The following is a 26,283-nucleotide window of genomic DNA, read 5'->3' on the forward strand; positions in this document are numbered from 1 at the left end:
GGTGGGGTTCGCGCTGCCCGTATTTGTTTTCTGCCTGGTCATTGCGCTGATGGCCGGTGAGGCACAGCGCCACTCGGCTGAGCACGTCCGTACAGCCATGCAGCAGACCCTGCCTGACCAGCTTGCCACCGACATGCTGCGCTCCGCTGACGCGGTGAACAACTGGCGCCACGGCCGGGCGGTGGTGGACGGACCGGTGTCACCCGCGCAGACCGGCATGATGCCGGTGCCGGACAGCCGTATTCAGACCGTGATCCAGGGGGGACGCCTCTGGGTCTGGGTGCCCGCCACCGGCGGCGTGTTTGCGGCGCTGCGTACGCAGTCCGTGACCTCGGCGCTGGTGCTGACCGTCAGCGGCGGCCGTCTGCGGATGGCGGACGGCACCGACATGAACCTGCCCCTGCCGTCCGGCGTGACGGAGGGCAGCATTGTTTACCTCAACTAATCTCATCAGGGAGCTGCGGATGCCGCGTTTACCTTTCTGTCTGACCGCGCTGGCCGCTTCGCTTGTGCTGTCATCATGTTCGCTGAATGAAATCAGCAAAATGGATAAGGAGGCCACGGGGCAGGCCGATACCGCTCAGCGGGTGCTGCAGAGTCGCCAGACCCTGACTCAGCCCACCGTTGTCTGGTCCGATAAACCCTGGGTGAACCTGCAGCCGGTCACGCCGGTCATCTCCACGCCGGATGAGAAGAACCTGCCCGCCTGCCAGATAACCATTAACCGGCCGGAGGGGATTTCACTGCCTGAGCTGGGGCAGCGTATCACTGCACTCTGCGGCGTGCGCGTCTCCATCACGCCGGATGCGTTTGCCGCGCTGAACACTATGAGCACCGGCAGCGTGGTGACCTCGCAGATGAGCGGTAATCTGCCGGCACCGGATGATAACGGACGCGTGCCGCTGTCACAGATGGGCACCACGGCTGCACAGGCGGTCTCCTCTCAGCAGGCCCCCTCGCTTATCCGCGGTCTGAAATTCCAGGGCGATATCCGCGACCTGCTGGATTATGAAGCCAGCGGCTACGGACTGTCATGGCGCAGCGACAGCAGCGGCGTGTATTTTTATCAGCAGGATACGCGTACCTTTCAGCTCGTTATCCTCAATACGAAGGTGAACAGCAGCGCGTCGATCAACTCCGGCTCCGGCAACCAGCTCGGCAGCGGTGGCGGCACGTCCGGCGGGACGACCGGCGACATCAGCTCGAATCAGAAGACCGATTACGGCATGAACAGCGACCTGTACGATGATATCCGCAAAACCATTGAGCAGATGGTGACGCCGAAATCGGGTCGCTTCTGGCTGTCGGCGGCCACAGGCACCCTGAGCGTGACCGATACGCCGGACGTGCTGAACCGGATCGGCCGCTACATCGAATACCAGAACAAAGTGCTGAGCCGGCAGGTCCAGCTCAATATCCAGATTGTCAGCGTCAACCAGACGCATAACGAGCAGATGGGGCTGGACTGGGGTCTGGTCTATAAGTCTCTGCAAAACGTGGGGGCAAGCCTCACCGGTTCAATGGCGAACGCCTCCACGTCTGCGGCCAGCGCCGGTATTTCGATTCTGGACACCGCCAGCGGCAATGCCGCGAAATTCTCCGGCTCCAGCCTGCTGATCCATGCCCTCTCCGAGCAGGGTAACGTCAGCATGGCGCTGAACCAGACCGACCCCACCGCCAACCTGACGCCGGTGGCCTATCAGCTCTCGAAATCCACCGGGATGCTGACCAGCTCCAGCTCGACGGCCACCGCCAACGTGGGGGTGACGTCAACGATGACCACGACCAACGTCACCACCGGCCTGTTCATGACCATGCTGCCGTTCATTCAGGAAAACGGCGACGTGCAGCTGCAGTTCGCCTTCAGCTATACCAGCCCGCCGGATATCAAAAGCTTCGTCAGCCGCGACGGTAACACCCGCAATGACACGGCAGACACTTCCACCGAGGGGCTGGCGCGTAAGGTGAACCTGCGCTCCGGCCAGACGCTGGTCCTGACCGGCTCGGAGCAGCAGAACGTCTCATCGGATAAGCAGGGGACGTTCACGCCGGGCAATTTTATCCTGGGCGGTGGCCAGAGCGGCACGCGCGGCCGCACCACGCTCGTCATCATGATCACCCCTGTTCTGCTGAGGTAACCCATGTCTTCACGCCAAAAATCTTCCCTGCGCCCCGGCATCCGCATCACACACCGGCGCCGTGACTGGCTGGCCGGGCTTCACTGGGAACCGCAGCGGAGCCCATTAACGGCCCGGCTGCGGGGAAAAGCCTCACCGGACACGCACGGTGTCATTGCCGGCAGAGGAAATGCAGCCATGTCAGGCGTGGTTTCCCCGGGGCGCGTGCGCCGCAGCCTTTATTCACTGGCCGTGGCGTTCCTGCTGTCCGAAGGCGGCAACGCCTGGGGCATTTACCGCCTGAGCCGGGATGAAGACCTGTGGGTGTTCTTTGCCGCCAGCGGCGGTCAGCTCTCCGTGATGGGCGACGTGACCGGCTCACGGGCATTTATTGCGTCGGCGGCACAGAACTTTCTGCGCTTTAACGATGCCGATGCTCCGGGCCTGCGCTGTGCGGCCATCGCAGACGATGAGAGCGAGGCCACCACGCTCACGGACTGGCTGAGCGGTGCGCAGCTGAAGCGCTGCCGCCTGCATAAACGCCTGACGCCGCTGTCCCTCATCCTGCCGGCTGTTGCTGTCACTCTGGCGACGGCGGCCGGCCTTTACTGGCACGGCACAGTGCAGCAGCAGGCCGAACAGGCGGCGTCGATGGCGGCGTTTCGTGCCCGCATGGCGATGACGCCGGAAAAGCCGGCGACCCCGGCCCGCGCACCGCACCCGTGGGCCACACTGCCTCCGGTGTCCGTGCTGCTCAGCAACTGCTGGCTGACGCGGGAGCCGGTCTTTGCCTCGGTGGCCGGCTGGCGTTTCACCGACGGTGAGTGTGTGCCGGAAGGACTGCGGCTGCGATTTGTCGCCACGCCCGGCTCAACGGTTGAAGACTTCTCCCGCCGCGCCCGCGAACTGCTGGGACATGCGGCTGTTTTTAACCTGCAGGAAGGCGGAAAAAATGGCGATGTTTTCATTCCCTTCCGTCAGTACACCGTCAGTGAGTACACCGATGAAGCGCTGCCCGGTGCCGATGCGCAACTGATGCGGTTTATCTCTCACCTGCAGCGGCGCAACCTGGACGTGAAATTCACGGAGGTGAAGCCACCTGCCGTCGCGCCGGGTCAGAAGAAAACCACGCCCGTGCAGGACTGGCGGGAGTTTACGTTTTCTGTCAGTTCGCGCCTGCAGCCTGAACGCCTGCTGCAGGATTTCGATGCAACGGGGCTTCGCCTGAGCAGCGTGTCCATCACCATGAGGCCGCAGGGGCAGTTCGGATACACCATGAAGGGGAGCATTTATGCGCAGAATTAATCCCGCCAGGACGGGGCTGCTGCTGTCCGTTCTGCTCAGCGGACCCGCGCTGTCAGCCACCACGGCCGATGTGCTGCCGCCGAACGTCACCCTCGGGGAGCTGGAAGCCGCACAGGCCAGGAACCTGATTCTGGAGCAAAAGGTCCAGACCGCCCGTCTGGAGCAGCAGCTGCGCGAAAGCCAGTCCGGGCAGAGTACCAACCGTAATTATCTGGCCTCCGCCACTCAACCTGCAATGCCACTGATGGCGCAGCCTGCCCCCTCACAACAGGCCACGTCAGCAGGCACGGAGAAGCGCGCCGGCAGCGTACGCCTGCAGGAGATTTACGGTCGCGGCACACAGCTGCGCGCCCGCATTGTGCTGCCGGACGGTGGTGTAACCGAGGTGGTGAAAGGCGACCAGATCCCCGGCACCGCAAAACGGGTCACGGAGGTCACGTCCACGCTCGTGCGCCTCAGTGACGATTCTGAACTCTCCTTCTGAGGCCACGATGACGCCCGATAAAGACATTATGGATTTTGTGTTTGCCGAACAGCATTCGTCCGGCGGCGTGACGCTGCTTATCGACGGTAACCGGCGAAAAGAACCGGCCATACAGCGCTGGGTAATGGATGTCACCCGCGAGTATCCGACCGCTAAAACCGAGTTTGTGGCGCTGAGCGAGCTGAACCGCCGGCGCGAAGTGGCAGAGCGTCAGGGGCTGGCCCTGTCTCAGAGCGTCAGTGAGGCTGAACTTAACAGCCGTGATATCAGCGTATCTCAGGATAAAGTCATCAGCTATATGAGACTGGGGAACGAGATCAGTGCGTCTGATATCCATATTGAAATCAGCGCCGACCGTAAGCTCAGTATCGTCCAGCTGCGCATTCACGGCGAGCTGGAAGTGGTGGATGAAGTGAAAGATGCGGAGGGGATGACGCTGGCCTCCACCGCCTATCTTTCCATGTGTGACGTACGCGAGCAGTCCTTTTTTGCCGGCCGCGAACAGTCAGGGCGCATCGATGCGAAGTTTGCCCGCCGTGCCGGTCTGTATGGCGCCCGCTATGAACACCGCCCCACGCCCGACGGGCTGATTGTGGTCATGCGACTCATTCCTGATGACGGCGATAACATTCCCGGGCTGCCGAAGCTGGGTTTTCTGCCGGAGCAGATAGCGCTCATTGTGCAGATCCTGCGCCTGCCGGAAGGCATGGTGCTGCTGACCGGGCCGACCGGTTCCGGCAAAAGCGCCACGCTGCGCGTGTTCAGCGATATCTGGCTGAAACTGACCGGCGGAAAAAAGCGTCTGCTGACGCTGGAAAACCCGCCGGAGGGACGTATCCCCGGCGCCATCCAGACCCCCGTCATGCCGGCTGACAACTCTCCTGATGCCATCAGCCGTGCCTGGGATAACGCCAACGCCTCCGCGCTGCGTCTCGATCCTGATGCCATTCTGAATGGCGAAATGCGTGACCTGTATTCCCTCATCGCCGCCATTTACGCCAGTGAAACCGGCCACGCGCTGTTCTCCACCCTGCACACCCAGAGCGCCATCGGTGCCCTGCGGCGTATGGAGCACTTCGGCGTTGATCGCCACCTTCTGGCCGATGCGTCACTGGTCACTGGCCTGATAGGCCAGCGTCTGGTGCCGCTGCTGTGTGAACACTGCCGTATTCCCTGGCAGGTGAAAGCACCTGAGCTTGACGGCGAAACCCGTGCGCGCCTGGAAAAATACTGCACTGTGGAGGGGGTGTGCGACACCAGCAAACTTTTCTTCCGTAATCACGAGGGCTGTTCTCACTGCCAGAAAACGGTGCCGCTGACCGGCCGCATCGTCAGCCGCGGCGTCACCGGCCGCACGGCCATTGCCGAGGTGGTCCGGACGGATGCCCGACTGATGCAGCTCTGGTTGTCTCTCGGCCCGGCCGTTGCCCGTCAGCACTGGGTAAACCAGGGGGGTATCACCCGCCGTATGCATCTGCTGCGTTATCTCGCACAGGGGCGCGTTGATCCGGTGGAAGGCGATCTTATCTGTCCTCTGGACGAGGACGACATCATGCAGTGTGAGGTGCCCTATGTCGGTTAAGACCCGTTTTTCGCCTGAGCGTGATATGTCGCTGGCGGAAATGCTGCGGTATCGCCTGGTCAGGGCCACCTTCACCGGGCAGTATCGCCAGCCGTTTTACGAAACCCTGCGCTTTTTGCTGGAAAACCGCAAACAGCTGAAAGAGGCGCTGACCCTGATTGGTGAGGTGCATACCGACTTTGGCCGGCGCTGGCACCCCTATCATGAGCTGGTACAGGACTGCCTTGAGGGCGTGAAAGACAACCGCGAGGGGCGGTCCCTGCAGGATGTGCTTGCTGCCTGGGCACCTTATGAAGAGGCAGCGCTTATCAGCGCCGGGATAGAAACCGGCAATATTCCCGGCGCGCTGATGCAGGCTGACAAGCTGATTGTCGCCCGTCGGCGCATCCTCGGTCAGGTGGTTTTTGCCTCGGTCTTTCCGTCAGCGCTGGCCCTGCTGAGCACGGGGCTGCTGCTGGCCAACAACATGGCACTGGTGCCCACCTTAAGCAAAATGTCTGACCCGGCACGCTGGACCGGTGCACTCGGGCTGATGAACGGCGTGGCACAGTGGACGGATCAGTGGGGGGTGACCGCAGCGGGTGCCGCCGTCGGGGGCGTCATTCTGGCGTTCTGGTCGCTGCCGCGCTGGCGGGGACGGCTGCGACGCCTGGCCGATCACCTGATGCCCTGGTCGGTTTACAAAGACCTGCAGGGCGCGGTGTTCCTGATGAATATCGGGGCGCTGCTCGGTGCCGGTGTGCAGGAGCTCAAGGCGCTGCAGATCCTGAACGCGTTCGCTCCGCCCTGGCTCCAGGAGCGTATTGAGGCCGCAATGGCGTGCATGAGCGAGGGGGACTCGCTGGGCATGGCGCTGCGCCAGAGCGGTTATGACTTCCCCAGCCGCGAGGCGGTGAACTACCTCTCGCTGCTGGATAAAGGCAACAGCGCCGCGTCGCTTATCACAAATTATGCCGATCGCTGGCTGGAGCAGGCGCTGGCGCGCGTGGCCCGCAAAGCGAACGTCACAAAGCTCTTTTCTCTCGTTCTGATTATGAGTTTCTTCTTACTCATCCTGCAGATGGTGATGCAGATTCAGGACATGAACACCTTCAACATACATTAAGGAACGACCATGTCATCTCAGACATCACATTATCACCCGCGCCAGCCAGACCGGGGCTGGGGCATCCTTGAACACGGCAGCATTGCCCTGTTTACGGTTATCGTCATCTGCATTGTCGGGGCGCTTGTCTGGAGTCTCTCAGGCAAAAAGTCTGTTGCGGTGGAAACCTCAAATATCCAGACCGTTGTGACCAATGCCCAGCAGCTCAAGCAAACCCAGGGTGGGTATAACTTTACCAGTGGCACCACCATGACCGGTACGCTGATTCAGCAGGGGGGCGCGCCGAAGGCTGGCTGGACGATTCAGGGGACGGCCAGTTCCGGCACGGCGACGATGTGGAACAGCTATGGCGGCCAGGTTGTCATGGCACCGGTGGCATCAAACGGATTCAATAATGGTTTCTCCGTCACCACGCAGAAAGTGCCGCAGGCCGACTGTATCTCCATTGCCACCCAGCTCGGCTCCGGTGGCGCGTTCAGTGCCATCAGCATCAACAGCACCGACTACAGCGATGGCCTGGTCAGCGCCGAAGATGCCGGCAAAGCCTGTACTGCTGACACAGGCATGACGGGCAACAACACCCTGGTCTTCACGCACAACGGCTGATGACATGCTGCGCCTGACTGCCCTCCTGCTGTTTATCCTGCTCAGCCCCCGCGCGGGGGCATTCTGCTTTGACGCAGCAGGGGCAAAGTACCACATCGATCCGCTGCTGATTCAGGCCATTGCCACCGGCGAAAGCAGTCTGCGTCCGGGGATTACGAATGTTAACCGCGATAAAAAGACCGGGCGTGCACTCAGCAATGATTACGGGCTGATGCAGGTCAATTCCTCACACATCCCGGGGCTGATAGCGCAGGGGGTTATCAGCAGTCCACAGGATCTGCTGACCCGTCCCTGTCTCAATGTGCAGACTGGTACATGGATTCTGGCAAAACATTTTCAGGTATGCGGCATCAGCTGGAACTGTCTGGGTTCTTACAACGCCGGTTTTCGTCAGGATCGCCATGAAACGCGCGAATCCTACGCCAACCGGATTTATGCCATTTACCGGCGCCTTTTACTGAAAGAACGGGGGATCAGACTGTGACGCTGCTGACGCTGAGTATGCCGTGGCCAACGCTCGGCATCCTTTTTCCACTGAGCCTCGGTTTGTTTAATTTTATGGCGAGCCTCGTCAGTATTAACCTGGTGACATCGGGTAACTGGAACGGGCGCAGTACTCCTGTACCTCCGGCGATAGTCTGGCTGTATGCCGCTGCTGTCAGTGTCATGCTGCTGGCCCCCGCACCGGCGATGGCGCGCCTGCTGTCATTTTTTATCAGCCTGTTTCTTTTCAGAATGACGCTTACCGATGCGCTGACGGGACTGCTGCCCCGGGAAATGACGGTGAGCTGCCTGACTGCGGGGCTTGCTGCCGCACTTCTGCACCCGGGGTTTACGGAACATCTCCTTTCTGCGGTCATCGCGATGCTGATATTCGGCGGCTGGCGATATGGCTCAGCGAAGATTCAGGGTCGCGAGTGTCTGGGGCTGGGCGATGTGTGGCTGGCAGGTGCCATTGCCGCATGGCCCGGTGGAACCGATGGGCTTTTTGCCCTGCTGACCGGTGTAATGTTTTTTGTGCTGTGGCAGTTAACGGTGCGTCGCATCAGCGAGGGTGGGCCGATGGGGCCCTGGTTGTGTGCCGGTGCGATGTCAGTGACGCTTCTAAAACTTTATCAGCCGCTTATTACATGGTGATGCCAGTGAACTCAACAAAAACAATCGATCGTGGCTGGGCTATTCTCAGCACGGGTGCGGCTTTAGTCATTCTGCTGCTGGTCAGCGTATGGGGATATTCGCTTATCAGTGACTGGATGCAGAAACGAACCTGGATGAACACCTCCGCGCAGGTGTCCCGTTTCACGCAGGCGGTAAAAAGTTATACCGGGCGTTATTACGATACGCTGCTCGCCAGTGCCAGCACCACCGCGCCGGTCATTGTTACACCCACTATGCTGAAAAATACCGGTTTTCTGGAGCAGGGCTTCAGTGAGACCACCATTGACGGTCAGGCTTATTCCGCTGCGGTGATACGCAATACCACCAACACCGACCAGCTACAGGCGATGGTCTACACCCGGAACGGCTCTGCGCTGCCGTTTCTCGCTCTGCGTCAGATATCAATGGATATCACTGCCGGCATGGGGGGGTACATCTGGACGTCAGGTATCGCCACCGGTGCAATGGGGAGCTGGACCGTTCCTCTCTCTCAGTTTGGTGTCAACAGCACTCAGGGTCATATTGCCACACTGCTGACTACGGATGAACTGGGGGTAGCACGCGGCGAAAGTGACCGCCTTTACCGTTTTTCGGTCACCGGTAAGCCCGATCTTAATACCATGCATACCAGCATCGATATGGGCGGCAACAACCTCAACAATACCGGAACCGTCAATGCCGTAACGGGGACGTTCAGCGGCAACGTGACCGCCGGTGGCAATATGACCGCAAGTGGCACGGTCACGGGACAGAACGTCACTGCAGGGACAAATGTTACCGCCGGCAATACCATTACAGCCAATAGCGATATCCGTTCGAATAATGGCTGGTTCATTACGCGGGACGGGAAAGGCTGGCTGGATGAAACGCATGGCGGTGGTTTTTATATGTCCGATGATGACTGGGTTCGGGCTGTTAATAACAAAAATATTTACACCGGTGGCCAGGTGCGCGGGGGAAGCCTGCGGGCCGATGGCAACGTGTCCGCAGGCGGCGTATTAACTCAGGATCAGGTCAACACAGCAGACACATCGTGCAACATTACTGGGGCGAGAAGCCATGATGCGTCTGGAGCCCCACTTTCCTGTCAATCCGGTGTGTGGAAAGATAGTGATGCAAACCTCAAACAGGACCAGTGTACTCAGATCGGAAACTCTCAGGGGCGAGACTTTTCCGAACATCGTTGCCCGGCTGGCTGGTACACCGCTGGCCTGGAGTTTGTTGGCCACCAGGATAGCGAATCTGCCTATGTCATTACCTGCTGTCACTGAACGATTGTTAATTTAGCCGTTTCGGTACATGCGTTTGGTTGCAGAATGAATACGTTTTGAAAACTATTTGCCTGTCTGTCAATCCGGTGTGTGGAAACGGTCATCCACTGAGACACAGATCCGCAGTGCTTCCGCACCCAAGACGGTAACCGTTGACTGCAATGGTGATGAGGTTCTGGTCGGAGGGGGAGCAGCATGCTATTCCGGCTCCGATGAACGTTTAAAATGGAGTAATCCGAACGGAAATAGCTGGGCAGGTGCCTGCCCAAACACGACCGTAACGGCTTATGCTATCTGCGCTCACAAATAATGACTTATGCGTATTCATCTTGTGATTGATGCCTCTTTCAGACCTGTTCACAGGAAAAGTCAGGGCTGGGCTGAAGCACAAAGCTGCATGTAGTCGCCGTCGTTTGGCACCCCATTCTGGTAGGTGCCACCACAGGATGGACCGTAGCCGTTAAAGTTAACGCCGCTGTCGCCGTGCAGCACGAAATTCGCCAGCATGTAAGGCCATCGGCCTCCACAGGTGCGGCAGGTCTGCCACTGGACACCGCCACTTTTTGACCACACACCGGATTGACAGGAAAGTGGGGCTCCAGACGCATCATGGCTTCTCGCCCCAGTAATGTTGCACGATGTGTCTGCTGTGTTGACCTGATCCTGAGTTAATACGCCGCCTGCGGACACGTTGCCATCGGCCCGCAGGCTTCCCCCGGCGCACCTGGCCACCGGTGTAAATATTTTGTATTAACAGCCCGAACCCAGTCATCATCGGACATATAAAACCCACCGCCATGCGTTTCATCCAGCCAGCCTTTCCCGTCCCGCGTAATGAACCAGCCATTATTCGAACGGTATATCGCTATTGGCTGTAATGGCTAGCTAGCTAGTGATGATGTGTAAACAGTAGGCTATTCCGGCCACGTTATTCCTATCAAGATTAAATGGCAACTTAAATAGATAAATACATTAAAAAAAATTGTACAGCGGAAGTGAACTTTGTCAGAAAACTCAATTCATCCCGATAAAGACGTGGGATAAGAAAACATTATCCCTTATCACTTTCATTTAGATGCAATTATTCATAGCTGTGAAACACATTAATAACCGCATCGGGATAATTCTTTACTCACTTACACTGCTACGATTCTCATTCTTATTACTATTATTCTGCCGGGTTGCAAGAAAATTCGAACAAAGCATGAGCAGGTGGCGCGAAGTAGAGAAACGCTACTGTCCTTTATAACTCACCCAAACATGCCCGCCGAACATGATTAACACTAATCCAGTCTGATATTTTGCGATTTTATATGCTGCCAGAAGCGCTCTGCTGCAAGATTTAACCTCGCCCCCGAACGATAAACATACGCCGAGATCGGCAACGACAGCGAACCATCCATAATGGCCAGTTTACCTTCTCGCAATTCCCGCTGAATCGAATACTGCGGTAACCACCCCACCCCATGGCCGTTTACGATCATCCGTTTGAGCAGCTCACTCATGGAAGACACAAAACTGAGGGTAAAGGTATTCTCGGGAATTTTATCGATGACCTGATTAACCTGGCGTCCCATATAGCTGTCGTTGGCATATTTCATCAGCGGCAAAACATCGCCATTCAGACTGAATAAGGGTCTGCCATCAACATCACAGGGGCTGACCAGATGAAGGAAGGAGTCAAAAACCTTATGATGAATAAAGGGATAATTCATAAACTCTTCGTTGTAGAAGGTCAGAATAAAGTCGCTTTTGCCTTCTTTCAGGTTATAAACCGCCTCGTCTACGTTGATCGACTCAACATAATGGATTCTTTCCGCGCTATCGGTGTATCCGGCGATCAGATTAGGCAGCAGCAGGACGGAAAGTGAGGGCGCGGCATCGAACTTGATACTTTGCCGAAAGTTGTCCAGCCCTTTGATTCGATTCAGCTGGTAATCCATATCATCCAGCATGTTGCGAGCGTAACCGACAAAACTCTTCCCCTGCCGGGTAAGTTGCAGTGGATTGACGCTGCGATCGAAGATGGCAAAGCCGATGGCAGACTCAAGTGATTGAATCCGGCGGCTAAATGAAGACTGGGAAATGTTTCTTTTTTCCGCCGCTAAGGTAAAGCTGCGGGTCTCTTCCAGGGCAATGACGTCATAAAACCACTTAACTTCAAGATTACTGACCACAGTGCGGAATCTCACAAAACCATAACTGGCGCTATGCAAATTATGCATGGCATATAGAAATTATGCAATCATTGCATCTGAATGATGGTGCTAGTATCCAGAACAGTTGATTAACTGATTTGCGCAAACTCATTAACAGCTCAGTTAACTATCACGCTCAACAACCGGTCGCAGTTTCATGCAACCCAATATTCAGCCAGCTATCAGTCAGGTATAATATGTCCAGCACTGCGATGATTAAAACAGCCCTGTCAGATTTAGGGATCACCGACGTTTCGGAAGTGATCTATAACCCGGATTATGATCTGCTTATCGAGCATGAAACTTCATCTGAACTCAGTGGCTATGAGCGCGGAATGATGACCGCATCCGGTGCCGTCGCAGTGGATACCGGCGAGTTCACCGGGCGTTCTCCGAAGGATAAATATATTGTCCGCGACGAGCTGACGCAGGATAGCGTGTGGTGGTCTGACGCTGGTACTGGCCGCAACGATAACAAACCCCTGTCCCCTTCGGTCTGGACTGAATTACGCCATCTGGTCTCAAACCAGTTATCCGGTAAAAAGCTGTATGTCGTCGATGCCTGGTGTGGTGCCAGCACCGACTCACGCCTGGCGGTACGCTTTATTACCGAGGTTGCCTGGCAGGCGCACTTCGTGAAAAACATGTTTATTCCGCCGCTGGCTGAAGAACTGGAGAATTTCACACCTGATTTTATCGTGATGAACGGTTCTAAATGCACCAATCACAACTGGCAGGAACAGGGCCTGAACTCTGAGAATTTCGTCGCCTTTAACCTCTCTGAGAAGATGCAGCTGATCGGTGGTACCTGGTACGGCGGTGAAATGAAGAAAGGTTTGTTCTCGGTGATGAACTATTTCCTGCCGCAGCGGGGTATTGCTTCCATGCACTGCTCAGCCAACCGTGGTGCAGCGGGTGATGTCGCATTGTTCTTTGGCCTCTCCGGAACCGGCAAAACCACCCTTTCCACCGACCCGCAGCGCGAGCTGATCGGTGACGACGAACATGGCTGGGACCATGAAGGCGTCTTCAACTTTGAAGGGGGTTGCTACGCCAAAACCATCAATCTGAGTGAAGCCGCTGAGCCAGAGATCTACCGCGCCATTCGCCGCGATGCGCTGCTGGAGAATGTGGTGGTCAGAGCTGACGGCAGCGTCGATTACGCTGATGGTCGCAAAACCGAGAACACGCGTGTCTCCTACCCGTTGTCGCATATTGAGAATATCGTCAAGCCGGTATCACGTGCCGGAAATCCGTCTAAAGTGATTTTCCTCGCGGCTGATGCCTTTGGCGTATTACCGCCGGTATCGCGCCTGACGACTGATCAGATGAAGTATCACTTCCTGTCTGGCTTTACCTCGAAACTGGCGGGCACCGAACGCGGCATTACCCGACCTACCCCAACGTTTTCAGCCTGCTATGGCGCAGCATTCCTGATGCTGCATCCGACCCAGTACGCTGAAGTGCTGGCGGAGAAAATGGCCGAAACGGGCGCAGAAGCCTGGCTGGTCAACACTGGCTGGAATGGCGCAGGTGAGCGACTTTCACTGCGCGACACGCGCAATATCATTCGTGGCATTTTGAATGACACCATTGTGCTCGGCGATAATACGCTGCCGATATTTGGGTTGTTGATCCCGGATGCGGTGCCGGAAGTGCAAACCAGCCAGCTCGATCCGCGTAATGGCTGGGGATCTGAAGAAAAATGGCAGGAAGAAGCGACCAAACTGGGCCGTCTGTTTGTGGCGAACTTCAGTCAGTACGCCGGGACGACGGAAGGTGCGCGCATCGCCCTGGCAGGGCCTGACGTTGCCAGCGAATAACGGCTAAGCACGCATGCCTCCCCGCTGTGCAGTGGGGAGGCCATCTGCACGCATCACAGCAGTGTTGTGTGTATATCGACCCAGCTGTCAGCGGGAATATCAGCATAGTCACCGGCAACCGGGGTCACCGTGCCTTCCGCACTGTTATAGGTGTATTTCAGCGACCTGACACCAATCACAAGGGCATTGGAAGCGTCGGATTCGATGGCTGCCACCAGATGTTGCATTCCTCCCCCTCCCGCAATCATCGGATTGCTGATTCTCCAGGCGGAATTTTTCCTGATTGCCGATGCGCCGCTGACTTTATATTTCCCTGTCGATTCCTTTGTCACCACAATTTGACCTGACTGCGCATAACCACGATTAATCGCACTAAAATTATCGTTTTGTTTAAAGCCATCCTGCACCGGCGATCGTGTTGCTGCGGGTATCGCATCACAGATGCGGATCACCGCTCCCAGCGTCTTTACCACACGGCCGTCGTTAAGTGGAACATAGGTATTTGATGTTAATGAATTGGCCGTCTCCACATACACAATACCATCAGGCTCACTGGTGACGTGCTCATCACCTGAACTGTTAATAAAGACTTTTTCCACGCCTGAATTTGCGGCATCCGTATAACGCAGTGGAATGAATGTCGCCCCTTCATTGCGTGCTTCGATTTTTGCATACACGATGAGCATGTTGTTCGGAACATCGTACACGTAGCCAAATTGCGTTAGATCTGCGCTGCCATGGCGGGAGTCGGAGGGATCGCGCAGGTTGGTAATACGCAAAACATGCTTTGCGGTAGAAGCATTCAGAGATGAAACCAGCACATCATTGCACTGGATAAGATAGGTATAGATTGATTCTGATAGCGTCCCGCCGGAGATATAAAAGCCGGTGAAGTTGGGGCCTGAACTCCTGATACCGGTCTTAATCGCAAATAATTTGACCCAATAAGGCTGGCTGTTCCAGCCAGTGGGATAGACACTGCCCTTCCTCAACGGCGCGATTAAATCCTTATCTGTTAATGCGCGTGGAGCAACCACCCCGGCACCACCATAAGGTGCACCGTAATCGGTATATTGCCCGGGACCTGCAATGTACATGTCAGCAGAACCGTCGGATTTGGGGAGAAAAATCAACGATGAATGCAGCGTATCATCCTCAGCACCGGCAAAAGGTAATCGCAATATGCTGCCATTCCATGCCGCGACACCCTGCCCATAGGGTTCTGTGAACGGAATCGCCACTCTGGCCGCCGTGGGACGTCCTTCTTTTGTCGCATAGGTCTGCATACGACCACGTTCATCAATAATTAAAGCCGCCCGGTTGTCCGGACCGCCAAAAGTCATTCCGGCGATACCTTTTGGATCCGAAGCGCCCTGCACCACGTCAAACTGACCACGTTGTTTGACCCGGTCAAACACCGAGACTAAACCATTGCCAACGGTATCCTTCCCTTCACCGCTAAAAACGTCAGCCGTTGGTTCTGCTTTGGTCGCGTGAGGAATGCCCTGCACCGGATGAGCAGGTAATCGGACCTCAGCGGAAGCTGCCGCCGAACTCCGGGTTGAGAACAGCGTGAGAAGTGCTGAAGGAAGGATCCAGTTCAAAAGATTTCTGCGTGATATCGTCATAATTAATCACTGCCTATGCTGGTCATATTAAAAAACTCTACAGCACAAAAAAGAGTCCCGGACATCATTATTATCGGCCGATAATTATTGTTGCCAGCCAATGTTATTTCCTGTCTTACCCCATATATCCACACTGGCGTTGGCCGTTCCTGTTTTTAACGCAGGGGAATCGCTGGCAAGCTGAAGGATATTTTTTGCCTCTTTCATTCCCGCTGGAGGGACCAGGGGTACGGTGAATCTGAATTTGGGATCGACATAGTGTAAGTCGCGGGTTGAAACCCCCGGTAAGGCTGCCGGAGCTGCGGCAACCCAGGCTTCCGAGAAGAAAATACAATTTTTAAAGGCATATTTGGTCAGTAAACTACCAAACGTCGCGACATGCTCCGGGCTGATAAGATCTGAGTTATCCCGGTGCTTCCAGTAAAAAATACAATTCTCAAGGGTCAGCGCGGTGGCAGCCGGATTATCTTCTTTACGTGGATTGCAATAAAGAACATGGTCATTGGCCTGAGAAACGGTGTCGATGAACAGACAATTACGCACCACATTGTTATAGCAGTAGCGAAAACAGCAGGCTTTTTTCCAGTAAATATCAGAGGTTCGCTGCGTTCGCGCTACCCCATCATTGTACGAGACAATATATTCAATCACGTTATCAACACAGCCAACACCGTAGGTATGGTAGAGCGTGTAGGTATCTTCACTGAGTGGTTTATAGCCGTTAGCATGGTACCAGCTGTTAGAGAACGGCCCCTGTACCAGCATGAAGGGTTTGGCATTATTGGTCAGGTAGCCCCAGCGCAACAGGCAATTATTGCAATGGTAATCTAAATCCAGTGCGTAACGATCGGGTGCTGCCGGGCCGGAACCATGCACTTCAAAATTCTGGCCAGTGGCATAAGCGCACATAGTCATCCATAACGGAACATCAGCACGGGCGGTGGTCCAGGCCTGTGGATCTTTTACCGGGTTATAAACATTGGTGCGGTAGGAAGAATAATAAATATTATCCCAACCCGATTCCCATTCATCACCACGAACATCGCGGTTTTTGTTTTTACTGGCGGCACCGGAAAGTAAAACGCCGTAGTTGACAATATTAGTGAATGAAACATCAAGGATACGTACCCCATAACTCTTGCGCTGGTCACCGTAATAGGTTGCAGGATCGGAAAGATTGGGGTTACCGCGAAAAAATATGCCACAGTTGATATGATCACCATAAATATCATGGATAAAGATTTTATGGGCAATATTCGTCTTGTCTCTGACTGCCAGATGAATACAGGCAACTTCTTTAGTGGGTGCTGACCCAGCTATCGCAGCGGGATCACCGATAAAATTAATATGGTGAATTTCCAGATTGCATATCCCGTTTTCGTCTCCCCGAACCGTGCCATACAGATAACCGCCGGTATGCTGTTCACCAGGTGGCGAGGAGAGCTGTAACGAATTGATATTAAAGTTCTGGAACGTCGTGTCGGTATGACGTGTGGCGGCATCTTTAGGATACCAGATCGGCCAGGCACCCTCTCCATACGATGTCAGAACACTTTGCGTCCCCGAACGATTGAGGAAAAAGGCGAGTTTATTCTGGCTAAGATAGGACCAGTTAAAACGCGTGCCACATTTGATCGCAACAGTGACAGGATGGCTGACACCGGAGGCGATGACTTCATCCATCGTACGAAAAGGGTGCTCCTGACTCCCGTCACCACGCGCAGTCGATGAAGGATCAACATAGATATACTTCATTCTGAAATACCCTGATAATAAGCGGGCCAGGATGCAAGCCCTCTACTATTTATTGGATCAGTTTTTCGAAGAACTCATAAGGAATGCCTGATGATATTTTCCTTGTAAAGACACAGCCCGAAGCTTTGATCCTGGCGAGGTCACTACAATCAAGAGTTCTTGGATAATCCGGCCCGGTTGTCCAGTCGATATATCTTAGAGCGTCATTCAGTTTATTTTCATCATGATAATTATCGGTCACACCGATCTCCTTAAGAGCAGTATGAAAGAAAACCTCATCAGAAATAAAAGAATGATGAAACAAATCACGATACCAGTCATTGGCGTTAATAAATGCCATTAAAGACTGCAACGTTTTCTGGTTCAATGAAATCCAGTTGGTACCTTTGTAAAACTGTGCGACCTTATGGGCATCCTGTTTAAAACGTCTGCTGACATAAAATGGCATAATAATCCTGAACATTCGAGTCTTCATCTTTTCAGGAAGGCTTTTATTTTTCTTATAGAAATAGTGTGGGTAGTCATACCTGACCCTGAGCAGAGGATCCACATAAGTATTGCGTTTATCCTGATAGTGGATCAGATTCCTCATTGCAATGGAGGATAACAAATCATTGATTTCCTGGTTGGTCATACACGGGAGGTCATCTCCCGAAATTAAAAACATATAATCAAAGCTAAAGTTTAATGCTTCATTAAAAGTTTTAATCGTCGAGTCAACAAGGCTGTACCCTCCCCAGGATATATCAACACGATCTCTGACAAAGAAAATATTTTTTTGCAGTGAAAACGTCAAATTCATCCATCGGAGACTTAGCATCCACATGAATTAAAATGATATTTTCTTCAAAGGCAGACAAATAATTCACCGTATATAAAAGTGGATTGGTGATTTTATGGCAAAGAATACAAAATATTTTCTTCATTTTCTACTCTCCTAAAGATGAAACAGCTCATTTTAATGAATTCGATCAACAGGATAAGCAATACTTCACATCAGGCTACGCGAATATTTTCTGGTTGATACTTACGGGTTTTGATAAAGGGCTTCTGCGCTATCACGTAGTGATCGTCAGCGACACTGGTCATCACTATGGCCCCTGCACCAATAACAACATTATGGCCGATCTCAATATCATCACCGAGAATACAGGAGTTAACTCCCATCGAGACATTATCACCGATGATAAAATGCTCTGGATAAGACAACCTATTCCCTCCCACGGTACAACATTGTCTGATATTGAAATTCTTGCCGATGACACAGCCGCTATTGATAACCACCGAGTAGGCATGCCAGACGACAAATCCATGACCAATTTTCGTCCGGTATGAAATTTCAATGCCAAACATAAATTCATTAAAAAACTTATGCATAATAACAAAGAGTAACGTTATCGGATAAAACACCGCCACGCGCCGGGCATGTAATGAGGCCAGCCGATACAGCAGTACAACCAGCTTCGATTTGATGCCTGGATTCATTTTAATTTCTGACAACGTCAGTTTCATGCTGCGAAAGATATTCATCATCACTCACCTGATCCAGGATTGTAGTTAATCCTGACTTGTTTATTATTAAGAAAACCAAGACAATTAATCTGAAATGTTCTGACATGCAACCTGAATACAATCCCGCTCCTGAAGAAATAATTAAACACAGTTAAAGAAATGAGTTCTGTCAATAGCGTCGCTATCGCGGCACCACAGATGCCATAGAACCAGATAAGTGGAAAATTTAAAACTATACTGGTCAGCAGCACCAACAGTGTTTTTTTGGACAAAAAGGCATAGCCAGAATACTTAGCGATAAAGCGTCCTGACACGGTTCCCAACGCTGACAGCATGGTTGAACCAAAAATAATCAACAAAGGTATGTAGGCAGCCTCATATTTTTCGCCATAAAAGTAATCGATGAAGTAGCGACCAAAAAAGAATGACACGATAAAAACGGGTAATGATATGGCAATAACTGTGATATTAAGCTTAGCCGTTTTGTTCAATGCTTCTTCTTCATCATTTTCTGAAAAAATTGCCGGAAATGCAGAGGTCGTAAAGGCATTGAAGACAAATGACCATGCACCAGCAAGGGTAGCCGCAACCGAGAACACACCGACGGTCCCATGACCCTCCATAAATTCCAGCCCCATCATCGAGAGTCGCGTATAAAGTGCAACCGAGATTGAGGAGATCACGAATGCCATACCGGAGTAAAAGAGGTATTTGGCATAGCGCATCTGATTTCGCCAGACCACTGTTGGCCGGTCGATTTCAAGATGGAAAAGAAACCGACGCAATACAAAAGGTATCAGGCCTGTCAGGATTATCGGTACACATAACCAGACTGGATCCATTTCCAGCCAGGCAATCCCCCAGCGGCAAAGCAGGCTCACCACCAGACCAATCACATTGATCAACGTGTTCTTTTTTGACTCCAGCTTTGCATCAAAGAACAGGTTATAAACATCGAGTGTGGTGAATAAGCAGGCCAGACAACAGGCAAAAACAAAATAGATCCCCTCTTCACCCAATCGCCACCAGGTAAATGCAATGAAGGGAATACAGAGCACAGCAAAAATCAACAACCTGAACCAGGTTGTGGTGAGTGTGATCTTGATCCCCGACTGCTGGTTCCTGCTCATCCTTTTGTAAATGATGACATCGCTGCCCATCTGGGCGACAATTTGTGTTATCTGGAAAATTGACGTCGCGAACGCGATCTCTCCAAATATCTCTGGCCCTACATATTTTGCTACGAAGGACGTAACGAAAATCAGGCCAAATACAGCTATCAGCTTTTCAGATATGATCCAGAAAGCATTAGTGACCACTCGCCTGTTCACAGCAATCTCCTGTAAGAGCACAACTGTTTCACATCAAAAAAATAAATATGGTGGGATGGAAAGGTAAAGATTAAATTTTTACTCTATCAACACGATAAAGAAAGTTTAGAAACTTCTCTGGTGCAACCCGGGTAGAAACCCGAACAAGAAAAGCAGCAAGATTGTTAACTATCGAAACCGTCTTCAATTGTCTTTTCAGATTAAAGAGAGACGCTTCACTCTTAATGTAGTTAAAACCCCGGCGTTTCTTTAACATGCCAGAACCGACACGCACATTCAACAAAATATCTGTTAAATTATGTGTTGTAAAATTCTCTGCGATTATTCTTAACCAAAGGTTGTAATCCTCCATAAATAAATGATGACGATAGCCCCCAACCTGTTCAACTACCGATTTTTTAAAAATCACACTCATATGATTGAAGGGATTTTTGAGTCTTGAAAAGCGTTTAATATCCGTATGATTCTCGGGAAGACGTTTAAGTCGTTGCTGTCCGGTTTCATCAAACTCAATAACCGCAGCCCCGAGTAAGGCGACATCAGAATTTTCCTCCATATACTTCATCTGTCGCTGAAAACGCTCCGGAAAACAAATGTCATCCGTATCCATACGCGCGATATATTCGCAAGAACAGTGCTTCATTCCTTCTGCCAGCGCCAGTCCTAATCCGATATTCTTTTCCAGTTGTACCCGTTGAACGGAGAGTTTACTTTCCCACCGTGTTACCACTTCCTCCAGAACATTATCAATAGGGCCATCGATAACCAGAATGATTTCCTTAGGCTGAAGCGTTTGTTGTTCCAGACTGAGAAAACAACTTTCCAGGTTTTCTGGTGTTTCTTTATAGTATAAGGACATGAGTACAGAGAATGGTTGTTGTAACATATGTCACCTTTTGCTGTGTGTAATCAGTAATCAATGCAATCAAATCTCCTGATAAAGTTCGCTATAGCTAAGTGCCATTTTTTTTGCGGAATAGTTTTTTGAATAATTGTTTTTAGCGTTTACTGACAGGCTGACCTTGTCGTTAAAAAAATAGTGTTCATCAAGACAATCAATCAGTCCTGATGTTGTTTTATTAAATAAAAAACCGCTTTTCTCCTTATGGGCATCAAGGACTTCTTTGTGTGGTTCGATATCTGAACAAATAAATGTCTTACCTGAAGCCATTGATTCGATAAGTGCTAATGGAAGACCTTCAGCATGTGATGCTGAAATGAAACAATCGAAGTCTTTATAAAGGGCATACGGTTGATCGATGCTGCCATGAAAAATAATCTTTTGTTATTAAAACGACTCCGAAGATGTTCTTCATCCACACCCGCACCAATAATATGCAGTTCAGCTCGCTTCCCTGGGCACCAGGCATCAAAGGCTTCCAGAACCTGTTGAACATTTTTCCGTTTGTTTAGCACACCCAAATAAAAATAATGCACGACATTGCCATGGCGCTGATGCTGCAAAGCGCGTGGCTGTTCGACACCATTGGGAATAGCCGTCACTTTCTTCATCGCGTGATGACTCACGCAATGCTTCATCACCGCATAAGAACAGGCCACTTTATGAAAATGACGAATCATGAAGCGTCCGACCAGGCCCTCAAGCATTCCTTTAACGAATCCTTTGGTCTGAACGAAGTCCACTTCAAAATAATTATGTATCGTGGTGACCTGCGGGGCCGAGGCAAACGAGAAATAGTTGAAGATATCGGAGACCGTGCAATGACTATGCACAACCGAAAACTCCCCTTTGCGGATAAACTTCAGCACCTGTAAAACAGCGGTTCGTTTGAATATGGTGACTTTAGCTCGTGCAGCAAACTCCCCTTTGCGTTCGCCATCGTTAAGGGCCAAAACTTCAATGTTATAAAAGTCAGGCAGATTTTTTATTATGGTCAGACATACGTTTACGGGTCCCGCATTTTTTAAACTCGGGACAATAAAAAGGATCTTGTTTTTCATTGTGTGGTGTCTTTTTTAAAAATTGATAAAATTATCTATGCTTTATCCAGTACCCGTCATAGTCGATATCGTTGAGGTACTTATCAAAATCTTTCTCGCTATAACTCAGCAGAAATACCGGGCTTGTCCAGGCGTAAGACCACAAGCCGCCCATCGACAACGTTCTTCTCTGTGTATAGATATTGATGACCAGCAGACTCAGCAGTGCAAATACGACAAGAAAATTCCTGAGCAGAATGCGAAACCTTGCCGAATTGAGTCCAGCAGAAAATAAATAGACATAGCAAATCCGAATTGCCAGCAGATACTGTGCAACGTTGAGATAGCGCCCCATTGCCGTATATGAGATAGACATGATAAAGCAGCAGGGAATAAATATATTCAGAAATCTGTCGAATCCTTTTACTTCACTTTTACTCAGGAGGTAAAAAACTAAGGAAACTAATCCAAGCACGCGAGTAATAAACGCCACAGCAATAGTATTACTATCGTTTGGCGTGGCACTAAAGGAACCGTCTACGTACCCTCCCATTGCATAATCACCAATTCCCATAAATGCGATACTGGGCAGAATCGAGCGCAACGCCACGGCACTCAACAACCAGAAAAATATGCTGAGTGGCAGTACATATTTCTTTTCGACTTTCACCACGATGCTCGCCAGAAAAGCAAGTAACACAAACATCATGGAAAAATGCATCATTATCGAAAGTGCCAAAAATCCACCACAGCGTAACTTACTACGACTGTAATAACAGGTGACGGCATAAATCATAAATACCAGAGAAGTCCCATAACGGATGCCCAACACCAGGTTTAAAATATTTAATGTTGAAAATACCGTGAAATAGGTTAATGCGAGCCTGCCGGATGAGACTGTCCGGTTTTCATTCCCTGGATTTTTTATCAGCGTGACATTTCTGAAAGATGCCAGCAACAGATAACACATCACTCCGCCATAAAAAGCAGGAATAAAAAAGAACGGGATTTTCAATAGCTGGAATATCCAGCCATTAACATAGAGCAGGACATCAGTATGCACCCCGGCAATATCTGAAAATCGGGTTCCCGGACCATATGCACTGATCTCAAGATAGCGTCGGTAGAGATCACCTAATGGTGGAATCTTGATCAGTAAAAAAAAGTAGAACATCGACATGACAAAAAATGGCAAACGGTTCATTCCCTTTTTATCCAGAGAGAAAAAGGAAAGCACCAAACCGCCTAATGGAATAGTCATGCTCATTGCTAAGCTCAGGGGCATCAGCTTATTCATTCTCATAGTCATGAGCGCACCTTAAATTATTGTCAGTTATTCTTTATTTATGGATGCCAATAAGTTTTCTGACTTTGTGCTTAGCCAGTATCAGCAGGTTGTCAATGCCAGGATAATGAATAAATTCTTTAAAATTTATCTCGTCTTTCCTGTTCTGCTTATCCTGAAAGTAGAGTGAATTAAGATGCTGACGACTCAGATGCGCTTTATGTGTGGTAATAAATTTTTGATATCCCTGCCATGCCTTACTTCCCGTGGTAATCCGTGGCCGGTCATCTTCAATGTTCACCACATAAGTTGCATCATTCATTCTGTAACAGGCACCGTAGCGCAGAATCATGCGATACCAGAGATCATAATCCTGCCAGGCGGGGAAACTGGTATCAAAACCCCCGACGTTTTTCATCATCACTGTCTTGATAAAAACCTGGTTACCCACCCAGTTTTTAAAACCCATCATATTCAGCGTGACATCCCCGGTGTATTCTTTCCATTTACGCTCGATGTCACGGTTTTTGAAGATCATGTTGGCGCACAGGAATGATTTATTCAGCCTTCTGCTGGCATCAACAAAGTTAGCCACCCTTGCACTGAGGAAATAATCATCATCATCAAGGCCAGTAATAAACTCACCCCTGGCAATTTCGATACAGCGATTGCGTGCATAACATGCCCCCATCGGCACGTCGTTTTTCAGATACACGATTCGATTATCACTCTTTTGCATCTCAGCGATGACGGCTGCGGTGTCATCAGATGAACCATCATCACAGACAATAATTTCCAGATTTTTATATGTCTGGTTTTGGACTGATGCTATCGCGCTCTTAACCAATGACGAACGGTTATGCGTGGGAATGTAAACTGTGACCAGTGGTTGCGCTGCATGCCTGGCATTCATAATCTTATCTCCATGCATAAAAGGAATATGCATATTTATTTTTAGATACCGTATTTATAATAAAAATCAATTCATCTGATGCTCTAAAAACTGCTTTTAACTTTTACCTGCGGATTCATACGAATATTGGATATCGCTGTAACTGTAGTAACCATTGGCACGAAGTTTTGCCCCATTCAGAATAAAGCCATTCACAGTGATGCCGCTGCGTTCAAAACGACGCAGACTAATTTCTAATTCCTTCACCGTATTTTTTGCACAGCGAACCACCATCATCGTGGTGCCAGCGTAGGTGCCGATAATTTCCGCATCTGTGACCGCCAGCACCGGGGGCGTATCTATCACTACTAAATCGTAATGCTTCTCTGCCCAACGCATTAATTCGCCAAATCGTTTGCTCATCAGCAGTTCGGTAAAACCCTGGGTGACTTTGCCACGTCCGATAAAGTGCAAACTGTCACTGATTTCAACCGGCAGGACTGATGAGATCGGATAATCCGCCGCAAGTATGTCCGCTAACCCAGTCTTACCTGGGATATTGAAAATTTGATGTGCGGTTCCCCTGCGTAAATCCGCATCAATCAACAGCACTTTCTTGCCTGTTTGTGCAATCACTGCACTGAAGTTAGTGCTGACGAAAGTTTTCCCTGCGCTCGCACTGGCGCCTGAAATCATCAGGATATTGTTGCGCGCTTCAAGCATGGCGAAATACAGGTTGGTACGCAGGCTACGCATCGCTTCAATGGCCAGATCGTCAGGATTTTCACGCAGCAGAAAAGCCGAAGACATTTGACAGGATTTTTTCCGGTTATTTTTTTCCAGCCATTCCGAAAAGGGAATGCTCGAATACACCGCTAACCCCCGTTGTTCCAACTCATCTGAAGTTTCCACCGCTTTATTCATCGCTATTCTGATAAAAATCACCGTCGCTGAGACAAAAAGCCCCAACAGCAATCCCTGAATAACAATAATGAGTTTTTGCAGTGCCAGTGATTCAGAATCATCTACCGCGCTATCGACAATGCGAACGTTGCCTATCGCGCCGGAAATGGCGACGTTAAGTTCCTGCTGCCTCGCCAGTAAACGCATGTAAATATCATGTTTAGAATCCACGTTCCGCGTCAGGCGCAATATCTCCTGCTGGATAAGCGGCATGTCGGAGATCTTCTCATTCAACTTCGCTTTTGCTGTCAGCAGCGTGTTGCGTTTTTCCAGCAGGATCTTATAAGCCGGATGATCTCTGGTATACAGCTGTGAAATTTCAGACTCGCTGATGGTGAGGTCATTCAGCTGGCTATCAATAGCTACCGACTGGTCAAGAACGGATTGCGCCTCTAACGGCAGATCAATCGTTCCATTTATCTCTCTGGCCGCATTGAGCTTATCTTCATAGTTATCTAAATCACGGCGGACAATCGGCAGTTGTTGATCTAAATACGCGAGGCTTTGGCTATCCTGCGCAGCCTGTTCACTGATGTTCTGGCTCAGATAATGCGATGCGATATTATCCAGGATTTTAATGGTTTCGCTGCGATTATGACCTGTCAGTGTCAGGGTGAGCATGCCGCTATTGATGACCGGGTCAAGTACCGTCAGATTGCGCATCACCGCGTTAATCGCATTCAGTCGCGAGGTATAGGTTGCGATAAATTGCGTGCCAGGCAGGGCACTGATTCTGTCTGCCAGAATCTTCATCCCCGCCTGGCCGGCCACTATCCCGGTTTCCGCAATGAAGGATCTATTTTGATAATCAACCTGATAGTGATGGCTATCAATCACCGTTAATATTGCCTGGTCAGTTTTATCGTCCGTTGCCCCAGGGAGATAGAGCTGGCTGACATCGATTTCGCCCCCGGTTTCACCTGTCAGCTGCGCCAGCGCATCACCAATGAGCGGCAAACGCTTCGGCTGAACATTGGCCTGCAAATTCAGGTCGTCAACCGTCTTACCGATAATCTCTCTGGACTGTAGCAACTTCACATCTATCGAAGAGACCGGCTTACCGTCTGGCATTAAGCTACTGTGACCGGCAATAACGGTGTTGGTCGGTTCTGGTTCAACCTGAATAAGCGCGTTTGCCTGGTACGTGGCGGGCAATAGTAAGGCGTAGCCCAATGCCAGTAGCATAAAACCAGTGGTGATACCCAGAATCAAATGACGGGAATCAAGCAACTCTGCGCAGAGTCGGCTTACCTCAACGCCATCTTCTTCTTCCATATAAATATTCACAACGGGTTTAGTGGCCATGATTTCATCCTGTTATCTTGCT

At 51.2% G+C, this 26,283-nt stretch carries 24 protein-coding genes and 1 pseudogene; 11 read left to right on the forward strand and 14 right to left on the reverse strand.

Annotation, left to right across the window (positions count from 1 at the left end; genetic code table 11):
- The first annotated feature begins 1 nt into the window (after position 1).
- Genes pilM through pilV (HA50_RS02080) form a run of 10 tightly spaced genes read left to right on the forward strand, consistent with a single transcriptional unit; the run spans position 2 to position 9,628 of the window.
- Positions 2-445 (forward strand): type IV pilus biogenesis protein PilM, encoded by a 444-nt coding sequence (pilM, locus tag HA50_RS02035; RefSeq protein ID WP_084872010.1) that lies wholly within the window; start codon positions 2-4, stop codon positions 443-445.
- Positions 446-464: 19 nt separating this feature from the next.
- Positions 465-2,138, forward strand: coding sequence for a PilN family type IVB pilus formation outer membrane protein (gene pilN, locus HA50_RS02040; RefSeq protein WP_084872013.1), 1,674 nt, complete (start codon positions 465-467; stop codon positions 2,136-2,138).
- Between the two features lie 3 nt (positions 2,139-2,141).
- The gene (gene pilO2, locus HA50_RS02045) at positions 2,142-3,422 is read left to right on the forward strand and encodes a type 4b pilus protein PilO2 (protein ID WP_084872016.1); all 1,281 of its coding nucleotides are present in this window, start codon (positions 2,142-2,144) and stop codon (positions 3,420-3,422) included.
- Positions 3,409-3,906, forward strand: coding sequence for a type IV pilus biogenesis protein PilP (pilP, locus tag HA50_RS02050; protein ID WP_084872019.1), 498 nt, complete (start codon positions 3,409-3,411; stop codon positions 3,904-3,906). The genes pilO2 and pilP overlap by 14 nt, the downstream gene beginning before the upstream one ends.
- 7 nt (positions 3,907-3,913) lie before the next feature.
- Positions 3,914-5,488: a GspE/PulE family protein gene (locus HA50_RS02055; RefSeq protein WP_084872022.1), complete on the forward strand. Its 1,575-nt coding sequence runs from the start codon at positions 3,914-3,916 to the stop codon at positions 5,486-5,488.
- Positions 5,478-6,593, forward strand: a complete 1,116-nt coding sequence (locus HA50_RS02060; protein ID WP_084872024.1) for a type II secretion system F family protein — start codon at positions 5,478-5,480, stop codon at positions 6,591-6,593. Before HA50_RS02055 ends, HA50_RS02060 begins: the two co-directional genes overlap by 11 nt.
- 9 nt (positions 6,594-6,602) lie before the next feature.
- A complete protein-coding gene (locus tag HA50_RS02065) occupies positions 6,603-7,199 on the forward strand; it encodes a type 4 pilus major pilin (protein WP_084872027.1) in 597 nt (198 codons plus the stop codon).
- A gap of 4 nt (positions 7,200-7,203) precedes the next feature.
- Positions 7,204-7,683 (forward strand): lytic transglycosylase domain-containing protein, encoded by a 480-nt coding sequence (locus HA50_RS02070; protein WP_084872030.1) that lies wholly within the window; start codon positions 7,204-7,206, stop codon positions 7,681-7,683.
- Positions 7,680-8,336 carry a prepilin peptidase gene (locus tag HA50_RS02075; protein ID WP_084872033.1) on the forward strand — a complete coding sequence of 219 codons (657 nt, stop codon included), beginning with the start codon at positions 7,680-7,682 and terminating at the stop codon, positions 8,334-8,336. The genes HA50_RS02070 and HA50_RS02075 overlap by 4 nt, the downstream gene beginning before the upstream one ends.
- A 5-nt stretch (positions 8,337-8,341) precedes the next feature.
- The gene (gene pilV / locus HA50_RS02080; protein WP_244193552.1) at positions 8,342-9,628 is read left to right on the forward strand and encodes a shufflon system plasmid conjugative transfer pilus tip adhesin PilV; all 1,287 of its coding nucleotides are present in this window, start codon (positions 8,342-8,344) and stop codon (positions 9,626-9,628) included.
- 369 nt (positions 9,629-9,997) lie between these two features.
- Here the strand turns inward: pilV (HA50_RS02080) and HA50_RS31650 are convergent, their stop codons facing one another.
- From HA50_RS31650 to HA50_RS02090, 3 genes and pseudogenes are all read right to left on the reverse strand, one after another.
- Positions 9,998-10,135 carry a hypothetical protein gene (locus tag HA50_RS31650; RefSeq protein ID WP_244193553.1) on the reverse strand — a complete coding sequence of 46 codons (138 nt, stop codon included), beginning with the start codon at positions 10,133-10,135 and terminating at the stop codon, positions 9,998-10,000.
- A gap of 60 nt (positions 10,136-10,195) precedes the next feature.
- A pseudogene (pilV, locus tag HA50_RS31655) lies at positions 10,196-10,485 on the reverse strand (shufflon system plasmid conjugative transfer pilus tip adhesin PilV); the annotation flags it as partial.
- A gap of 426 nt (positions 10,486-10,911) precedes the next feature.
- Positions 10,912-11,805 carry a LysR family transcriptional regulator gene (locus HA50_RS02090; RefSeq protein ID WP_084878285.1) on the reverse strand — a complete coding sequence of 298 codons (894 nt, stop codon included), beginning with the start codon at positions 11,803-11,805 and terminating at the stop codon, positions 10,912-10,914.
- A 218-nt stretch (positions 11,806-12,023) separates the two neighbouring features.
- Between HA50_RS02090 and pckA the strand changes: the two genes are divergently transcribed.
- On the forward strand, positions 12,024-13,649 hold the full coding sequence (gene pckA / locus HA50_RS02095) for a phosphoenolpyruvate carboxykinase (ATP) (protein WP_084872036.1): 1,626 nt from the start codon (positions 12,024-12,026) through the stop codon (positions 13,647-13,649).
- Positions 13,650-13,702: 53 nt separating this feature from the next.
- On the opposite strand, the gene HA50_RS02100 is transcribed toward pckA, so the two are convergent.
- The 11 genes from HA50_RS02100 to HA50_RS02150 all read right to left on the reverse strand — a co-directional run bounded on the left by HA50_RS02100 (position 13,703) and on the right by HA50_RS02150 (position 26,261).
- Positions 13,703-15,277 carry a phage tail fiber protein gene (locus HA50_RS02100; RefSeq protein WP_084872039.1) on the reverse strand — a complete coding sequence of 525 codons (1,575 nt, stop codon included), beginning with the start codon at positions 15,275-15,277 and terminating at the stop codon, positions 13,703-13,705.
- Between the two features lie 84 nt (positions 15,278-15,361).
- Positions 15,362-17,032: a hypothetical protein gene (locus HA50_RS02105; protein WP_084872042.1), complete on the reverse strand. Its 1,671-nt coding sequence runs from the start codon at positions 17,030-17,032 to the stop codon at positions 15,362-15,364.
- Positions 17,033-17,081: 49 nt separating this feature from the next.
- Positions 17,082-17,828, reverse strand: coding sequence for a beta-1,6-N-acetylglucosaminyltransferase (locus HA50_RS02110; protein WP_158087392.1), 747 nt, complete (start codon positions 17,826-17,828; stop codon positions 17,082-17,084).
- A gap of 200 nt (positions 17,829-18,028) precedes the next feature.
- The gene (locus HA50_RS02115) at positions 18,029-18,565 is read right to left on the reverse strand and encodes a serine acetyltransferase (RefSeq protein WP_139810889.1); all 537 of its coding nucleotides are present in this window, start codon (positions 18,563-18,565) and stop codon (positions 18,029-18,031) included.
- Entirely contained in the window at positions 18,565-19,875 is a 1,311-nt protein-coding gene (locus tag HA50_RS02120) for a flippase (RefSeq protein WP_084872051.1), read from the reverse strand. Before HA50_RS02120 ends, HA50_RS02115 begins: the two co-directional genes overlap by 1 nt.
- A 70-nt stretch (positions 19,876-19,945) precedes the next feature.
- The gene (locus tag HA50_RS02125; RefSeq protein ID WP_084872053.1) at positions 19,946-20,761 is read right to left on the reverse strand and encodes a glycosyltransferase; all 816 of its coding nucleotides are present in this window, start codon (positions 20,759-20,761) and stop codon (positions 19,946-19,948) included.
- A gap of 39 nt (positions 20,762-20,800) precedes the next feature.
- Positions 20,801-21,154: a glycosyltransferase gene (locus HA50_RS02130; RefSeq protein WP_084872055.1), complete on the reverse strand. Its 354-nt coding sequence runs from the start codon at positions 21,152-21,154 to the stop codon at positions 20,801-20,803.
- Positions 21,061-21,837 (reverse strand): glycosyltransferase, encoded by a 777-nt coding sequence (locus HA50_RS02135; RefSeq protein ID WP_084872058.1) that lies wholly within the window; start codon positions 21,835-21,837, stop codon positions 21,061-21,063. Before HA50_RS02135 ends, HA50_RS02130 begins: the two co-directional genes overlap by 94 nt.
- Before the next feature lie 31 nt (positions 21,838-21,868).
- Complete coding sequence (locus HA50_RS02140) at positions 21,869-23,113, reverse strand: hypothetical protein (protein WP_139810890.1); 1,245 nt, start codon at positions 23,111-23,113, stop codon at positions 21,869-21,871.
- Positions 23,114-23,156: 43 nt separating this feature from the next.
- Entirely contained in the window at positions 23,157-24,047 is an 891-nt protein-coding gene (locus HA50_RS02145) for a glycosyltransferase (protein ID WP_244193554.1), read from the reverse strand.
- A 63-nt stretch (positions 24,048-24,110) separates the two neighbouring features.
- Entirely contained in the window at positions 24,111-26,261 is a 2,151-nt protein-coding gene (locus HA50_RS02150) for a polysaccharide biosynthesis tyrosine autokinase (RefSeq protein WP_084872066.1), read from the reverse strand.
- Positions 26,262-26,283: the final 22 nt, after the last annotated feature.

Origin of the sequence: Pantoea cypripedii (assembly GCF_002095535.1) — a bacterium.
GTDB lineage: Bacteria > Pseudomonadota > Gammaproteobacteria > Enterobacterales > Enterobacteriaceae > Pantoea > Pantoea cypripedii.

Bases quoted from the DNA above. Each gene is read 5' to 3' on its own strand.
- pilN (WP_084872013.1), top strand. From the start codon at position 465: ATGCCGCGTTTACCTTTCTGTCTGACCGCGCTGGCCGCTTCGCTTGTG.
- pilO2 (WP_084872016.1), top strand. From the start codon at position 2,142: ATGTCTTCACGCCAAAAATCTTCCCTGCGCCCCGGCATCCGCATCACA.
- pilP (WP_084872019.1), top strand. From the start codon at position 3,409: ATGCGCAGAATTAATCCCGCCAGGACGGGGCTGCTGCTGTCCGTTCTG.
- HA50_RS02055 (WP_084872022.1), top strand. From the start codon at position 3,914: ATGACGCCCGATAAAGACATTATGGATTTTGTGTTTGCCGAACAGCAT.
- HA50_RS02060 (WP_084872024.1), top strand. From the start codon at position 5,478: ATGTCGGTTAAGACCCGTTTTTCGCCTGAGCGTGATATGTCGCTGGCG.
- HA50_RS02065 (WP_084872027.1), top strand. From the start codon at position 6,603: ATGTCATCTCAGACATCACATTATCACCCGCGCCAGCCAGACCGGGGC.
- HA50_RS02070 (WP_084872030.1), top strand. From the start codon at position 7,204: ATGCTGCGCCTGACTGCCCTCCTGCTGTTTATCCTGCTCAGCCCCCGC.
- HA50_RS31650 (WP_244193553.1), bottom strand. From the start codon at position 10,135: ATGCTGGCGAATTTCGTGCTGCACGGCGACAGCGGCGTTAACTTTAAC.
- pckA (WP_084872036.1), top strand. From the start codon at position 12,024: ATGTCCAGCACTGCGATGATTAAAACAGCCCTGTCAGATTTAGGGATC.
- HA50_RS02100 (WP_084872039.1), bottom strand. From the start codon at position 15,277: ATGACGATATCACGCAGAAATCTTTTGAACTGGATCCTTCCTTCAGCA.
- HA50_RS02105 (WP_084872042.1), bottom strand. From the start codon at position 17,032: ATGAAGTATATCTATGTTGATCCTTCATCGACTGCGCGTGGTGACGGG.
- HA50_RS02115 (WP_139810889.1), bottom strand. From the start codon at position 18,565: ATGATGAATATCTTTCGCAGCATGAAACTGACGTTGTCAGAAATTAAA.
- HA50_RS02125 (WP_084872053.1), bottom strand. From the start codon at position 20,761: ATGTTACAACAACCATTCTCTGTACTCATGTCCTTATACTATAAAGAA.
- HA50_RS02135 (WP_084872058.1), bottom strand. From the start codon at position 21,837: ATGAAAAACAAGATCCTTTTTATTGTCCCGAGTTTAAAAAATGCGGGA.
- HA50_RS02140 (WP_139810890.1), bottom strand. From the start codon at position 23,113: ATGAATAAGCTGATGCCCCTGAGCTTAGCAATGAGCATGACTATTCCA.
- HA50_RS02145 (WP_244193554.1), bottom strand. From the start codon at position 24,047: ATGCATATTCCTTTTATGCATGGAGATAAGATTATGAATGCCAGGCAT.
- HA50_RS02150 (WP_084872066.1), bottom strand. From the start codon at position 26,261: ATGGCCACTAAACCCGTTGTGAATATTTATATGGAAGAAGAAGATGGC.